Source organism: Methylocystis sp. JAN1 (assembly GCF_052186135.1).
In the GTDB taxonomy this organism is placed as follows: domain Bacteria; phylum Pseudomonadota; class Alphaproteobacteria; order Rhizobiales; family Beijerinckiaceae; genus Methylocystis.
This window is the reverse complement of the sequence record NZ_CP181499.1, coordinates 3,032,942-3,047,596: the sequence shown is the minus strand read 5'-3', so window position 1 is coordinate 3,047,596 and position 14,655 is coordinate 3,032,942. Positions and strand designations below refer to the sequence as shown.

Sequence of the window (14,655 nt, the reverse complement as noted above, 5' to 3'; positions counted from 1 at the left end):
TCAGAGACCGGCGCCGCGCGCGGCGCGCCACAGCCGCCACTGCCGGCGCAGCGGCGAAGGCTCCGTCAGGCCTCGCAAAGGATCGTAATCCTTCCGCGCCATGCGCTCCAGATAAGCGGGAACCGTCGCGGTCGGCAACAATGCCTCGCGGCCCTTCGTGAGCGCGCGCGCCGCGCGGCGCGCCGCCTCGTAGCGGCTTGCGGCCATGTCGCGCAGTTCGGCGAGCGCCGCCCGCAGGGGCGCCGCATTTACATGGATGTCCGCGCCGTGCTTTTCGAGAAGGTCGGCGGGGATGCAGGCGCCGGCCGGGCGGCGCAGGATGCGCGTCACTCCGAGCGCAAGGCCGGCCTCGTCGAAAGCCGCCATGTCGGGCGCGCCCAGGATGCGGCCCGCCCAGCGCATCGGCCCGGCGGCGGTTGCGCGACAGTAAAGCTCCAGCGTCGCGATGTCGGGCGTCTGGTCGTCATAGAGGTCGGCGACGTGGGCGTCGGCGAGTTCGATGAGCTCGCCGACCGGCAGGTCGAAGCGCGCGACCGTGTCAAGGAGCGCATCGGCGACGGGATGGGCGCGGGTTCCCTCCGAGGCTTCGCCCGACAGCGCGTCTGTCCACCAGCGAAGCCGCATCTCGCCGAGCAGCGGCTGGGAAATCTTCGCGCGCACGTCGGCGCATTCGAGCGCATAGGCGTAGACGGCGTGGATGTAGCGGCGCGCCAGCTGCGGCGCGAAGAGGCAGGCGAGCCAGAGGTCCCGGTCGCGGTCGCGCAGCAGCGCCTCGCAATGGGCGTAATGAGCGGGCGCGGCCTGCGTCATCAGACGGCGATCAGCAGGCCGCCGACCAGGCGGCCTTCGTCGAGAAGCATGTTGTAGGTGCGCACGGCGGCGCCGGTCGCCATCGTCTCGCAGCCGACGCCGGCGCCTCGCAGCTTCGCCCGCAATGGCGAGGCGAGGGGCATGAGGTCCTTGCCCGTGCCGACGATCAGGAGATCGATCCCTCCGCCCTCGGCGAGCGCCAGGTCGATCGTCGCCGCGTCGATCTCTTTCCAGTTCGCCGGCGCGACGGCGCGAATGCCTGTGGGCAAGGCGAGGATGGAGCCGCGATGCGACATGTCGGCGAAGCGGAAGCCGCCATTGCCGTAATCGTCGATCCTGTAGCGGCCCGGGACATAGCCCTGCGGGGCTGTCATGACGTGCGCGGCCTCGCCTTGCGCTTTATCTGGGACGATTGCGGCGTGCGGATTTCTGCTTGGGTGCGGGGCGCTTGGGCGCCGGGGCGGCGGGGACCGGCGTATCGCCGATGTCGTCCGACATGGAGGCGGCGTAGGCCTCGGCCGAGCCGCCAAATTCACCTTCCGCCTCGGCTTCTTCCTTCTGCTCGACCTTGCGATCCACGTCCTCGTTGCGCAGGCCGAGATAGATCAGCATGGGCGAGCAGATGAAGATCGAGGAATAGGTCGCGACGAAAATGCCCCAGATCATCGCGAGCGAGAAGGAGCGGATGACCTGGCCGCCGAACGCCACGAGCGCGAAGAGGGCGAGCATGACGGTCGTCGCCGTCATGATGGTGCGCGGCAGCACGGCGTTGATCGACATGTCGATCATCTGCGCGGTCGCAAGTTTCTTGTATTTGCGCATGTTCTCGCGGATACGGTCCAGCACGACGACCGTCTCGTTGAGCGAATAGCCGACGATTGTCAGAATCGCGGCGATCGAGGTCGTGTTGAATTCGAGCTGCGTGATCGAGAAGAAGCCGACCGTGAGCAGCAGATCGTGCATCGTCGCGATGACGGCGCCCACTGCAAACTGCCATTCGAAGCGGAACCAGAGATAGGTCAGGACCGCCACGATCGAGAGGACGACGCCGAGCGTGCCGGACTGAACGAGCTCGTTCGAGACGCGCGGGCCGACGACTTCAACGCGGCGCAGCTCATACTGGTCGCCCACGGCGCCGCGGACCTTTTCGACCGCCGCCTGCTGGGCGACGTCGCCGCCGGACTGCAGGCCGAAGCGCAGCGTCGCGTCGGCCGGGTTGCCGAAGGCCTGCACCTCAATGTCGCCGAGCTTGAGGCTTTCGCCGAGCTGGCGCAGCGTCCCGACCTCGGCCGCGCCGGACTTGGCGCGCAGCTCGATGACCGTGCCGCCGGCAAAATCGATGCCGAAATTCATGCCCTTGAAGATGAAGAGCGCGACGGCGATGAGCGACAGCAGGGCCGAGAAGGGATAGCTCACGCGCCGGAAGCGCATGAAGGGGAATTTGGTGTTCTCCGGGGCGAGGCGCAGGAGTTTCATCGGTCGTTTCGCCTCTTCAGATCGGCAGCTTCGTCGGACGCGCATAGTGATACCAGACGGCGATCATCATGCGGGTCATGGTCACGGCGGTGACGATGGTCGTGAGGATGCCGAGCGCCAACGACACGGCGAAGCCGCGCACCGGGCCGGAGCCAAGGAAGTAGAGGATCGCCGCGGCGACGAACATCGTCACGTTGGAGTCGACGATGGTCGCGAAGGCGCGGTTGAAGCCGGCGTCGAGCGAGGCGAGAATCGAGCGGCCCGCGTGGTTCTCTTCGCGGATACGCTCATAGATCAGCACGTTCGAGTCAACCGCCATGCCGATCGTCAGCACGATGCCGGCGATGCCCGGCAATGTCAGCGTCGAGCCGAGCAGCACGAGGCCGGCGAAGATGAAGGCGATGTGGACGAAAAGCGCGAGGTTCGCGAACACGCCGAACACGCCGTAGGTGATGAGCATGTAGGCGACGACGAGCCCGGCGCCGACATAGGCCGCGCGCTTGCCGGCGTCGATCGAGTCCTGGCCGAGTCCGGGGCCGACCGTGCGCTCCTCGACGATGTTGAGCTTGGCGGGCAGGGCGCCGGCGCGCAGCAGGATGGCGAGGTTGTTGGCCTGTTCGACCGTGAAGTGGCCGGAAATCTGGCCGGAGCCGCCGGTGATCGGCGTCAGGATGCGCGGCGCCGAGATCACCTTGTTGTCGAGCACGATCGCGAAGAGACGGCCGACATTCTTCGAGGTCACGTCGCCGAATTTCTGCGCGCCGCGAATGTTGAAACGGAAATTCACGACCGGCTCGCCGCTGCGCTGCTGGTCGAAGCCCGGCTGGGCGTCGGTGAGGTCCTCGCCCTGCACCATGACCTGCTTCTCGATGGGCAGCTTGCCCTGTTCCTCGACCTGATCGAGCTCTTCGACCTCGGACGGGTTCTGGCCCGGCTCCGCGACGAGGCGGAATTCGAGCTTCGCGGTCTGGCCGAGAATCTCCTTGAGGGTCTGCGGGTCCTGGAGGCCCGGCACCTGCACCAGCACGCGGTCGTCGCCCTGGCGCTGGATCGAGGGCTCGCGCGTGCCGAGGGCGTCGACGCGGCGGCGAATGACTTCGATCGACTGCTCGACCGCCTTGCGGGACTTGTCGCGCAGGCCGGCGTCGGTGACGGTGATGCGGATCAGCCCTTCAGGCGTCGTGTCGACGTCGAGGGGCGGCTGGCCGCCGATATTCGAGCTGAAGCTGTTGCGCAGCAGGCGGAATTTCGGAAGCACCTTTTCGCGGTCCGCCGCATCGGCGACGCGGACCTGCACGCCGCGCGCCGTCGCGCCGATGCCGCCCGTAATGGCCACTTTCTCCTCGCGGAGAATGCGGCGCACGTCGTCGCGCAGGTTCTTGATCTGCGTCGAGATGAGATCCGCCTGATCGACCTCCAGCATGACATGCGAGCCGCCCTGCAGATCGAGCCCGAGCACGATGGTCGGCGGCGTGAGCCAGGACGGCAGCCGCGAGGCGAGCGCCTGATAATTCGACGGCGACAACGTGCTCGGAGCCACCACCAGGATGGCGGCGAGCGTCATCGCCACGATTGCAAGGAATTTCCAGGTCGAGAATCGCAGCATCGTGTCGCTATTTCGTCAGAGAGGTCGGGCGTCCGCTCGAAGGCCGTTTCAGGATTTCGCCTTGGTCTGGGCCGACTTGGCCGCGGGCTTGGCGGGGGCCTTCTCGGCCGCCGGGGCCGGCGCGGGCGTATCCTTCACGGGCTCGCCCTTGCTGCGGACTTCCGCGATCGCGGTGCGAACGAGGCGGATGCGAACGTTCTGCGCGATCTCGAGCTCGATCTCGTTGTCGTCGACGGACCTCGCGACCTTGCCGACGAATCCGCCCGTGGTGACGATTATGTCGCCGCGGCGCACGTTGCGCAGAGCCTCCAGCGCCGCCTTTTCCTTACGGGCGCGCGGGCGGATCACGAGGATGTAGACAATGCCCATCACCACGAAGATCGGGATGAGCTGGGCGAAGAGGTCCGGCAGCGACGGGGGCTGCTGGTTCGGGTCATACTGGCCGCTGGCGCCGGTGCTCGTCTGCGTCTGCGTCTGCGGCGCGGCCTGCGGGGCCGGCGCGGGGGGCGTGGGCGTGGGCGGCGTCGGGGCGGCTGGCGCCGCCGGCTGTTCGGTCTGCGCCATAGCGTCCGTGATCAGTTTCATCGCAGCGTCTCTAGTGTAGCGGCGCGACGCGCGTCTTGAGAGCGTCGGGCTGGCGTCGGGATGGGCGCGGACTATAGCCGCTAGACTTACGAAAGCAATGCCGGATGGCGCTGTTTTGAGCGGTCCCCGCCTTTGCGGGCAGGGACCGCGCCCGACGAAAGACCGGCGACGAAATCAGCCGGAGGATCAACCGGCTGCGGAACAGCCCGGACGCGGCGGGCGTTCACCCATGGTTCAGGCGCGGCGACGGATGCTTCGGACAAGGCCTGACGACGAGAGACGCCGTCGGCATACGTCGCAACTTTGGAGGAAGTCCATGATCAGGAAGATTGCCTGTGCGGCTCTTGCGGCCGGCCTTCTCTTCTCGCCGCCCGCGGCGCTCGCCTGGGGGCACGGCGGCGGATGGGGACATGGCGGCGGATGGGGACATGGCGGCGGCTGGGGCGGCCATGGCGGCTGGGGCGGCCATGGCTGGCGCGGCGGCTACTGGGGCGGCCGCGGCGCCTGGCATGGAGGCTATGGCTGGCGCGGCGGCGGCTATTATGCCCGGCCCTATGGCTGGCGCGGCGGTTATGGGGGGGCCTGCTGGCGCTGGTGGTATGGTCGGTGGGTCTGGGCCTGCTGACGCGGGCGGAGAAAATATGCGGGCTCGCCTCGTCGCGGGCCCGCTTTTTTTGACGGGCGCGAGCATGTCTTTTCCGTTACCTCCGTCCGGGGCGGAATCGGCGCGGAAGCGTCAAGAGGGCTGGAAAGGGACAGGAATGGTTGCTTGGAGGACTTTGGCGCTCGCCGTCGTGGCGACCGGCGCGATGACCGTCGCGGCGCAGTCGCAGGGCTGGAGCGGCGGCGGCTATGGTGGCGGCGGTTACAACGGTGCGGAGGGCGATTATGACGATGGTCGCGGCGGCTACGACGACGCTCGGCGCCGCCCGCCCGGCGGCTATGAGCGCGACGGGCGCAGCCAGGGCGGCCAGGGATATGGCGGTCAGCAATATGGCGGCCAGGGCTATGGCGACCCCTATCGCTCGGGCCCGCGTCCCGGCTGGGGCGGCGGCCCTGGCGGTCAGCGCTGGTGGCGCGGCCGCTGGTGGGCGCCGGGCGTCGGCGCCTGCTGGCGCCGGAGCCCCTGGCGCCAGAACTGGAAATGGATCTGCGACTGAGAAAATCGACTGGAGGCCGTCAGGCCTCCAGCTCCTTCGCCAGCGCGCGCATGAAGCCGACGCAGGCGGCGAGCTCCGAGACGTCGATATATTCGTCGGGCTGATGCGCCTGGTCGATGCGGCCCGGACCGCAGACGACGGTGGGCACGCCGGCGCGCTGGAAATGCCCGGCCTCGGTAGCGTAAGGCACGGCGATCGTGTTGTTGCGGCGGGCGAGGCGCAGCGCGAGGGTCTCCGCGCTCGACCCCGGCTGCGGCGCGAGCCCCGGCACTTTCACCAGCGTATCGAGATCGATTCCAGATTGCGGGAAATTCGCAAAGACGGTCTGGCGCAGCGACTCGACATAGGGCGCGAGCCGGTTTTGCGCGAGCATGGGGTCCGCGTTGGGCAGGCCACGAAACTCCCATTCAAATTCGCAATCCTTGGCGACGATGTTGCGCGCCGTGCCGCCCTTGATGACGCCGACATGGACGGTGGAGAAGGGCGGGTCGAAGCGGCCGGAAGGGTCGCCCTCGGCGCGAATCTCGTCGCCGATGCGCTCGAGCTCGGTCACGAGCCGGCAGGCGACATGCACGGCGCTGACTCCGCGATGAAGGTTGGCCGAGTGGATCTCGAAGCCCCGCACGCGGGCGACATGGGTCGTCACGCTCTTATGCGCGTCGGCGACCTGCATCGAGGTGGGCTCGCCCACGATGACGGCGTCGGGACGTGGAAGATCAACGCCGAGCCGCGCGATCATGTCGAGCGGGCCGAGACAGGTCGTCTCCTCGTCATAGCTGAGGAGAATATGGATGGGACGCGACAGCGCGACCTTCTTGAACTCCGGGATCATCGCCAGGGCGACGGCGCCGAAGCCCTTCATATCGACGGCGCCGCGGCCGTAGAGCCGTCCGCCGTCGCGCCGAAGCGTGAAGGGGTCGGAGCTCCATTCCTGCCCCTCGACCGGCACGACGTCGGTATGGCCCGACAGCACGACGCCGCCCGCTACGTTGGGCCCGATGGTGGCGAAGATCGCCGCCTTGTCGCCGGCGGCGTTGGGCGCGCGCGAGAAGGGCACGCCCTGCTGGCGCAAATAGCCCTCCACGAAATCGACGAGGGGCAGGTTCGGCTTCGAGCTTTCGGTGTCGAAAGCCACAAGCCGGGCGGTCATCTCGATTGCGCGTTCGAGGGCGTCCATCAGTTCAACGTCGGGTTGGACATGGGGCTGTCGAGCGAGAAGGCCGGAATCTCGACGTCGAAGGTTTCGCCCGAATCCGTGACCATCCGATAACTGCCCTGCATCAGGCCGGACGGCGTCGTCAGCGGACATCCCGACGCGTAGCGGAAGGTTTCGCCGGGTTCGAGCACCGGCTGTTCGCCAATCACGCCCGGCCCGCGCACTTCCTCGCGCCTGCCATTGGCGTCGATGATGATCCAGTGGCGCGACAGGAGCTGGACGCGGGTGCGGCCGAGATTTGCGATTTCGATCGTGTATGACCAGAAGAACCGGCCCTGATCTGGGTCGGATCGATCGGGCAGGAAGTCCGGCAGCGCCGTGACCTGGATATCTCTGGTGATGGCGATGTACATGGCGGGCCGGAGCTTAAAACGGCTTTTCGCAAAGGGGAACGTCTTTTCTCGGGCCGTCGGCGCGGAAGAATGTCTCACGGGCGCGGGCGATTTGTGACAATTTGGACACATCCATTCAGATTTCTCCTCGACATTGCGTTTGTATTCTTGGAATTCGGCTCCGCCTAAGCGATGACTCTGCGAACTCTGGTCCAGAGAACAAAATGCGGTTGTCCTCGTTGCGCGTTCTGATCCTTGTCCTGACGATGGTCATGCAGACCGTCGCCGGCGGCTGGGGCGTCGCACGCGCCGCGACCGATCCGCTCGAAGCCGGGGCGTCCGCGCACTGCCTGAAACATGACGGAACCGACGTTGCGGGAGACGCGCGTCGCGACGGCCGGGGTCAGATGTGCGAGTCCTGCCTGCTTTGCGCGGGGCCGCCGTCGGTCTCACTTGATGCGACGTTCGCGCCGGAACTGTCGGCGCCTCGGGCGGTCACGTCGGCAGGCTTTGTCTTCTCCAATATTTCCAGCGTTGCGGCGCGCATCCTTCACGCCCGCTTCGCGCGCGGCCCCCCGGCGGCCCTCCTTAGAGCGTAACGCCCGAAGATCGTCGGCGCGCTCAACGTAATTCAAGCCAGCGCGGCCCGGCCGCTCATCCCTCAAGTCCGATCCGCACGCTGTCGCCCGCGCCTCGCCCCGTCGCCGGGAATTGAGGTCGCAGGGACGCATGCCGACGCATTCGGAACCGCCACCATGATCCGTCGTGCCCATCTCCTCGGCGCCGCTTCCATCAACGCAGTCTGCCTTGTCCTTGCGACCGCTTCCGTCGCGCAGCAGTCTCTCCCCACCATCAATATCGGCGGAGCGCGCGGACCTGCGCGGCCCGGGCCGTCGGCGGCCCGCAGCACGGGGCCTGCGAGAGTGACCACGCCGGCTCCCGGCCCCGTCACGGCGCCCGTCGCCGCCGTCGCCGGTCCGGATCGCTACGCCGAGCCGAAGCCCGCCCCCTTCAGCCGCACGATCCCGGCGAACGTTCCGGCGGTGGTCGAATCGCGCACTCGTCAGGAAATCGAAAAGACGGTGAATGTGATGACCTCGGCGGAGGCGTTCAAATACATGCCGTCGCTCCTGATCCGCGAGCGTTACATCGGCGACCGCAACGCCATCGTCTCCGGCCGCACCACGGGCACGATCGAAAGCGCCAAGACGCTCGTCTACGCCGACAACATCCTTCTTTCGAACCTGCTCGGCAACAGCTTTAACTTCCCGCCGCGCTGGGGCATGGTCTCGCCGGAAGAGATCGACCGCATCGACGTCATCTATGGTCCGTTCTCGGCGCTGTATCCCGGCAACTCGATCGGCGGCGTGCTCGCCATCACGACGCGCATGCCGGAGAAATTCGAGCTGCACGCCAAGGCGACTGGCTCGGTGCAGCCTTTCAGCCTCTATGCGCGCGACGAAACCAATCTTGCGGGCAACGCGAATCTCCTCATCGGCGACCGCATCGGGGACTTCCGCTACTTCTTCGCCTACGACCATCTCGATTCGCAGGGGCAGGCGCAGACCTTCCCCGGCAACTTCATGACGCCCTTCGCGCCCACGAACGGCACGCGCTTCTTCGGCGGCTTTGAGGACAACAACCAGAACGGCAATCCGCGCATCATTACCGGCGCCGCCGGCGCCGACCGCGTGACGACCGACATGGGCAAGCTGAAGGTCTCCTACGACATCGCGCCGCTGGTGCGCGCGACCTATACGCTCGGCGTCTGGAATCTCGAGAACAAAACCACGGTTCAGAGCTTCATCTGGGACCGCAACGGCGTTCCGATATACAACACGCAGAGCGGCCGCATCGCGATCGGGCCTTTCGCCGTCACGCCGGGCGGCGTCAATCCGGGCTGGGGCGGTTCGACCCATCTTATGCAGGCCGCTTCGCTCAAGCGCGACACGGGGGGCGTGTTCGACTTCGATTTCTCGGCGACGTCCTACAACTTCCTGCGTGATTTCTCGCAGAACGCGACCTCCTACGGCCTGCGTCCGAACGACGCCGCTACTGCTTACAACATCAATACGACCGGGCAGAACACCGTCAACACGGGCACATACTGGCGCACGGGGGACATGCGCTTCATCTGGCGGCCCGAGCAGAAATTGCAGGGCAAGCACGAGGTCTCGTTTGGCGGCCATGCCGACCAGTACTCATTGAACACCGTTACGACCCTCACGCCCTTCGCCGGCAACAATTACGCGATGGCGCTCACCGGCGTGAACTACGGCAAGACGGAGACGCGCGCCGTCTACATCCAGGACGCCTGGAAATTCCTGCCTGACTGGAAATTCATCGGCGGCGCCCGCGGAGAGTTCTGGCACGCATATAACGGCTCCAACTTCACAGGCGGTCTTACGACCGGCAATCAGGGCGCCCCGGGGATCGTTCCCGTCGCGCGCGCAGCCGCCGCCGGCGGCTATTTTCCCGACACTTATAAGAGTTCGTTCTCGCCGAAGGCCGCGATCGAATATCAGGTGACGCCTGAATTCCAGGCGCGCGGCTCGATGGGGCGCGCCTATCGCTTCCCAACCGTCAACGAACTTTTTCAGTCGATTACGACGGCGAACTCCATCACGCTCAACAACCCCAACCTCCAGCCGGAAATTTCGACGTCCTGGGACCTCACGGGCGAATATCGGAAGGTCGACGCTTTCGACGGCAGGGTTGGCCTGTTCAATCCGCGCGTCAGCCTCTTCCTGGACGACCGCTGGAACGCCATCGTCAACCAGTCGTCGATCGGTCCCACCGGCCAGATCGTCTCGCAAAACACCAATCTCGACAAGGCGGTTTTCCGTGGAGTCGAGGGAGCGATCGTCATGAAGGACATCATGACGCCCGGCCTCGACTATTCCGGCAGCGTGACCTTCGTCGACGCCAGGATCGTCTCCAACGGCAACGCGCTGTCCTTCACCGGCGGCGCATCGGGTTCGCCCTTCCCGACAGCGGGCGGCATTCTACTGAACGGCATGCAATATCCGCGTGTTCCGCGCATCCGCATCCGTTCAGTTCTGAGCTATAGTCCGACGAAGGACTGGTCGATGTCATTCGGCGCGCGTTACGCCTCGGCGGCCTTCGTGACGCTCAATAATGTCGATTTCAACCACAATAATTATGGCAGCGTGGACAGCGAATATCTCGTTTTCGACGCCAAGGTGAACTACAAGATCGCGCCCAACTGGACCGCGACGGTCGGCGTCGACAATATCGGCCGCTGGAAATACTACGTGAATCCCAATCCCTATAACCAGCGCACCTTCTTTTTCGGCCTGAAATACGACCTCGGCGGCGAGGACGGAGGCTCCACCACGGTCGCGGGCCTCGGCGGCGGCGTTGGCGGCGCTCCGGGCGTGCGTTAGGAGCGCGGGCGCCGCGCGCATGTCGATGCGTGCGGCGTCTTGCCGCAATCTTCCCGGCGCTCGATTAGCAGCTTGTCGAGGCGGCGTGTTTTTGCTTCTATGAAAGCGCGCGGCAAGTCCGCGCGAATTCATGGCTCAGGTATTTGTTTTCATGCCCCGCAGATGGTTGCCGACTATCTTGTTCGTGCTGGCGTTGGCCCTGCAGGCCTTGCCGGTCGCGAGCGGCGTCGCGGCCGCGCGCGGGGCGGATGCGCATGTCCTGAGCGAAATCTGCCTGAAAGCAGGCAGTCCGGGGCACGACAACCACCAAGCGCCGGGGCGCGCGCACGGTCGCCATGACTGTCCGCTCTGTCAGGCTTTCTGCGACGGCGTCGCGCCGGTCGCGGCCCGTCCGGTTGTTCTTGGCATGGCGCCCGTCCAATGGAGGGACTTCCGTTGGACGGTGGCGGACCGCGCCTTGCCCGCGCCCCCGCGCGATTACGACCGGCAAGCCCGCGCGCCGCCAAGTTTCTCCTGATCTTCGCAATTTCGTGTCATCGGAATGTCGCCGGCAGCGCATAAAGCGCGCGCATCCCCATGACCGAGCGACGATATGAGCCGCTCAAGCGGCGCTGCGGGAGAATTCTCATGAGCAAAAAGCGGCCGAGCGGTCGTGACTGCGCGTTGGCGCAATCGACTCTCGAAACTCTGAAAGAACGGGAGCGGCGCGAACAGGATCGCGTCGCCTCGGCGTCTCCGGCTATCGCGCCGGTGATCGCCATGTGGCGGGACGCCCGAAAAGGGGCGATCCGGCTGATCGATCTTGAGCGCCGGGCGCGCTTCGCCCGCCTCGCCTCGTAAGGAGGATCGATCAAGACGATGACGCTTTCTTTCTCCGCCACCCCGCGCGCCGGCGCGGCGGGCCGCTTTGCGCGCACGCTGCTGCTGTTCGCCGCCATGCTGACGAGCGCGCCCTTTGCGGCGTCGCTCGCGCTTGGCCTGCGCGCGGGCCCGGACAAGGTTGCGTCGGTCTTCGTGTGTTTCGCGTCGGGCGGGCCCATGCCCGACGCGCAATCGGGGCGGCCGGGCCCCGCCAGCGACCGCGGCATCGATTGCGTTCTCTGCCAGACGCTCTGCTGCGGAGTCGCGCCATTGGCGGCGCGGCCCGGTCTTGTCGGCGCGACGCCCATCCCTGGCGACTCCCTCCGCCTCGGATTGGTGGCGGACCGCGTCGCGCCGACGCCCAGGCCCCGTTTGTCTAACCGGGCGCGGGCGCCGCCGTCCTCCCTGACCTAAGCCCTGAAAGCGGATTTGCGTCGGCGCTTGCGCCTCCTTGGGGCGTCGACGCAAATCTCGAGTCGCGGCGCGGAAGCCGTCGCGCTGGTCGGGAGCGCGGCGCGTCAGGCGCGCCCGGCGGCCGCCAGCGCCGCGGCAAGATCCTCGATCAAATCGTCGGCGTCCTCCAGTCCGACCGACAGGCGCAGCATCCCGTCGGTAATGCCGAGCGTGGCGCGGGCCTCGGGGGTGAGGCGCTGATGGGTCGTCGTCGCCGGATGGGTGACAAGGCTCTTGGCGTCGCCGAGATTGTTGGAGATCTTGATCACCTGCAAGGCGTTGGCGAGCTTGAAGGCCTTCTCCTTGCTCTCCAGGAAGAAACTCACCAGCGTGCCGCCGCCGAGCATCTGCTTGCGCGCCAGCTCCGCCTGCGGATGGTCCTTGCGGAAGGGATAGAGAACCTTGGCCACGCCTTTCTGCTCCGCTAGGAAGTCGGCGATTTTTGCGGCGCTCGCGGCCTGATGGCTGACCCGCAGCGGAAGAGTCTCCAGCCCCTTGAGCATCACCCAGGCGTTGAAGGGCGACATGGCCGGGCCGGTCTGGCGCAGGAAATTGTGGATGTTCTCCTCGACGATCGCCCGCGAGGAGAGGATGACGCCGCCAAGACAGCGCCCCTGGCCGTCAATGTGCTTGGTCGCCGAATAGACGACGACATCCGCGCCGAAGTCGAAGGGCTTCTGCAGGAGCGGCGTCGCGAAGACGTTGTCGACGACGAGCCGGGCGCCCGCATTGTGGGCGAGGTCGGCGATCGCCTTGAGATCATAGACGTCGAGGCCTGGATTGGTCGGGCTTTCGAGGAAGAAGAGCTTGGTTTCGGGCCGGATCGCGGCCTTCCACTGGGCAAGGTCCGCGCCGTCGACGAGGGTCGACGCCACCCCGAAGCGCGGCAGCAGGTCCTCGACCACATAGAGACAGGAGCCGAAGAGGGCGCGGGCCGCCACCACATGGTCGCCGGCCTTCACCTGCGCCATCATGGCGGCGGTGACGGCGGCCATGCCGCTCGCCGTGGCGCGCGCGGCCTCGGCGCCTTCGAGCAGGCACATGCGTTGCTCGAACATGGCGACGGTGGGGTTGGAGAAACGGGAGTAGATAAAGCCCGGATCGTCGCCCTTGAAACGCGCCTCGGCGGCTTCCATCGTCGGATAGGCGAAACTCTGAGTCAGGAAGAGCGCTTCGGACATTTCGCCGAAGGGAGAGCGCGTCGTCCCGCCATGGACGAGCAGCGTCGCAGGCTTCAGCTTGCGCGGGGCGTCGGTCATTCTTCTCTCCCTCGGGCGCGCATGCGCCAAATCGTGAGCGCGCCGTCGCGCGCGCGAGCCAAAATACGGGTTTCCTGCGGGAGACCCGGCCTTTTAGCGCTTTGTTTTTCGTGGCGGCAAGCCGGCCGGCTCAAATAACCACGTTTCCCACTAATCCAGGATGGCGGCGGGACTGTCAATCGCCTCTTTGACCTCGCCGCTTGGGGCTGCGGATCTTCGCCGATGTCGGCGCGTTTTTGAATCGACCCGAGATGGACCCGCGGCCCTGTAAAGGTTATTCGAAAGGGCGGGGCGCCGGCCTTTTTTGGCTCGCGGCGGCGCCTGTATGATTGCGGGCGGTTTGTTTCGGGTCAGGGATCGGCGCCATGACGCCTTTGGGCAAAACGCAGGGCGGTGTCCTCTCCAGCCGGCAAATCCAGGCGATGGTCGAGACGGGCGCCATTCGCGCCGCCGCGCCGCTCGCGCATGGGCAGATCCAGCCTGCAAGCCTCGATTTGCGGCTCGGCGCCAAAGCCTATCGCGTGCGCGCGAGCTTCCTGCCCGGAAACGGACGCGGCGTCGGGGACATATTGTCGGCCCTCGCCTATGACGAGATGTCGCTCGAAGGCGAGGGCGCGATCCTCGAACGCGGCTGCGTCTATGTCGTGCCGCTCATGGAAGGACTGGCGCTCGCACCCGCCGTTTCAGGCGCCGCCAATCCCAAAAGCTCGACCGGCCGGCTCGATATCTTCACCCGACTCATCACAGACCGGGGCGAGCGCTTCGACGATGTGGAGCCGGGCTATTCCGGCCCGCTCTATGCGGAAGTCTCGCCACGCAGCTTCTCGGTGCGCGTGCGCAAGGGCTCGCGGCTCAATCAGCTCCGCTTCCGCGCGCGGCCGCAGGCCGGGCAGGGCGGCTTCGCGCTCTCGGACGCCGCGCTGGCGGAGATTCACGGTCGGACGCCGCTCGTCGACGGGCCGCTCAATCTCCGCGACGGCGTCGTGCTGCGCGTGGCGCTCGGTTCGACGGCCTTCGGCGGCGTGATCGGCTATCGCGCGCAGAAACATACGGATGTGATCGACGTCGACCGTATCGGCGCCTATCGGATCGACGATTATTGGGACCGCCTGCCAGCGCGCGACGGGCGTCTGATTCTCGATCCGGGCGATTTCTACATCCTCGCCTCGCGCGAGCGCCTCGCCATCCCGCCAGGTCTCGCCGCCGAAATGGCGCCGATGGACGCGGCCATCGGCGAGTTTCGCGTGCATTATGCGGGCTTTTTCGATCCCGGCTTCGGCGCGGGGGACAGAGGCTCGCCCGCCGCTCGCGCGGTGCTGGAGGTGCGCTCGCGCGAAGTGCCCTTCATTCTCGAAGACGGCCAGTTCATCGGCCGCCTCGTCTATGAGCGCATGGCCGAGACGCCGGAGGCGCTCTATGGCGAGGAGGGCGTCTCCAATTATCAGGGACAGGGGCTCAAGCTCTCGAAGCATTTCCGCGTCGAATAGTCC

General features: G+C 66.5%; 16 protein-coding genes and 1 riboswitch. Of the genes, 8 read left to right on the top strand and 8 right to left on the bottom strand.

Annotated elements, in window-relative coordinates:
• The 5 genes from ACNHKD_RS14625 to yajC are packed head-to-tail and all read right to left on the bottom strand — an operon-like array spanning nt 1 to nt 4,477.
• The gene (locus ACNHKD_RS14625; protein ID WP_442754211.1) at nt 1-810 is read right to left on the bottom strand and encodes a phytoene/squalene synthase family protein; all 810 of its coding nucleotides are present in this window, start codon (nt 808-810) and stop codon (nt 1-3) included.
• On the bottom strand, nt 810-1,184 hold the full coding sequence (locus ACNHKD_RS14620) for an Mth938-like domain-containing protein (protein ID WP_442754210.1): 375 nt from the start codon (nt 1,182-1,184) through the stop codon (nt 810-812). The genes ACNHKD_RS14625 and ACNHKD_RS14620 overlap by 1 nt, the downstream gene beginning before the upstream one ends.
• A 25-nt stretch (nt 1,185-1,209) precedes the next feature.
• Complete coding sequence (secF, locus tag ACNHKD_RS14615) at nt 1,210-2,286, bottom strand: protein translocase subunit SecF (RefSeq protein WP_442754209.1); 1,077 nt, start codon at nt 2,284-2,286, stop codon at nt 1,210-1,212.
• 16 nt (nt 2,287-2,302) lie between these two features.
• Nucleotides 2,303-3,892, bottom strand: a complete 1,590-nt coding sequence (secD, locus tag ACNHKD_RS14610; RefSeq protein ID WP_442754208.1) for a protein translocase subunit SecD — start codon at nt 3,890-3,892, stop codon at nt 2,303-2,305.
• A gap of 48 nt (nt 3,893-3,940) precedes the next feature.
• Entirely contained in the window at nt 3,941-4,477 is a 537-nt protein-coding gene (gene yajC / locus ACNHKD_RS14605) for a preprotein translocase subunit YajC (RefSeq protein ID WP_442754207.1), read from the bottom strand.
• 316 nt (nt 4,478-4,793) lie between these two features.
• On the opposite strand from yajC, the gene ACNHKD_RS14600 reads away from it, so the two are divergent.
• Together ACNHKD_RS14600 and ACNHKD_RS14595 are read left to right on the top strand one after the other, a co-directional pair.
• The gene (locus tag ACNHKD_RS14600) at nt 4,794-5,102 is read left to right on the top strand and encodes a hypothetical protein (RefSeq protein ID WP_442754206.1); all 309 of its coding nucleotides are present in this window, start codon (nt 4,794-4,796) and stop codon (nt 5,100-5,102) included.
• Between the two features lie 136 nt (nt 5,103-5,238).
• Nucleotides 5,239-5,637 (top strand): hypothetical protein, encoded by a 399-nt coding sequence (locus ACNHKD_RS14595; RefSeq protein WP_442754205.1) that lies wholly within the window; start codon nt 5,239-5,241, stop codon nt 5,635-5,637.
• Nucleotides 5,638-5,656: 19 nt separating this feature from the next.
• Here ACNHKD_RS14595 and argE read toward each other — a convergent pair whose 3' ends face one another.
• Together argE and apaG are read right to left on the bottom strand one after the other, a co-directional pair.
• Nucleotides 5,657-6,814: an acetylornithine deacetylase gene (argE, locus tag ACNHKD_RS14590; protein ID WP_442754204.1), complete on the bottom strand. Its 1,158-nt coding sequence runs from the start codon at nt 6,812-6,814 to the stop codon at nt 5,657-5,659.
• Complete coding sequence (apaG, locus tag ACNHKD_RS14585) at nt 6,814-7,206, bottom strand: Co2+/Mg2+ efflux protein ApaG (protein ID WP_442754203.1); 393 nt, start codon at nt 7,204-7,206, stop codon at nt 6,814-6,816. Before apaG ends, argE begins: the two co-directional genes overlap by 1 nt.
• 203 nt (nt 7,207-7,409) lie before the next feature.
• Here apaG and ACNHKD_RS14580 point away from each other — a divergent pair, with 203 nt between their 5' ends.
• The 5 genes from ACNHKD_RS14580 (at nt 7,410) to ACNHKD_RS14560 (ending at nt 11,867) form a co-directional block, all read left to right on the top strand.
• A complete protein-coding gene (locus ACNHKD_RS14580) occupies nt 7,410-7,784 on the top strand; it encodes a hypothetical protein (protein WP_442754202.1) in 375 nt (124 codons plus the stop codon).
• A 156-nt stretch (nt 7,785-7,940) separates the two neighbouring features.
• Nucleotides 7,941-10,592 (top strand): TonB-dependent receptor domain-containing protein, encoded by a 2,652-nt coding sequence (locus tag ACNHKD_RS14575; RefSeq protein WP_442754201.1) that lies wholly within the window; start codon nt 7,941-7,943, stop codon nt 10,590-10,592.
• 166 nt (nt 10,593-10,758) lie between these two features.
• Nucleotides 10,759-11,109, top strand: coding sequence for a DUF2946 family protein (locus tag ACNHKD_RS14570; protein WP_442754200.1), 351 nt, complete (start codon nt 10,759-10,761; stop codon nt 11,107-11,109).
• 110 nt (nt 11,110-11,219) lie between these two features.
• Complete coding sequence (locus ACNHKD_RS14565) at nt 11,220-11,432, top strand: hypothetical protein (protein WP_442754199.1); 213 nt, start codon at nt 11,220-11,222, stop codon at nt 11,430-11,432.
• Nucleotides 11,433-11,450: 18 nt separating this feature from the next.
• Nucleotides 11,451-11,867 (top strand): hypothetical protein, encoded by a 417-nt coding sequence (locus ACNHKD_RS14560; protein WP_442754198.1) that lies wholly within the window; start codon nt 11,451-11,453, stop codon nt 11,865-11,867.
• Between the two features lie 104 nt (nt 11,868-11,971).
• Here the strand turns inward: ACNHKD_RS14560 and ACNHKD_RS14555 are convergent, their stop codons facing one another.
• The gene (locus ACNHKD_RS14555; protein ID WP_442754197.1) at nt 11,972-13,165 is read right to left on the bottom strand and encodes an O-succinylhomoserine sulfhydrylase; all 1,194 of its coding nucleotides are present in this window, start codon (nt 13,163-13,165) and stop codon (nt 11,972-11,974) included.
• A gap of 73 nt (nt 13,166-13,238) precedes the next feature.
• Nucleotides 13,239-13,317, bottom strand: a riboswitch (SAM riboswitch).
• A gap of 213 nt (nt 13,318-13,530) precedes the next feature.
• On the opposite strand from ACNHKD_RS14555, the gene ACNHKD_RS14550 reads away from it, so the two are divergent.
• A complete protein-coding gene (locus ACNHKD_RS14550) occupies nt 13,531-14,652 on the top strand; it encodes a 2'-deoxycytidine 5'-triphosphate deaminase (RefSeq protein WP_442754196.1) in 1,122 nt (373 codons plus the stop codon).
• Nucleotides 14,653-14,655: the final 3 nt, after the last annotated feature.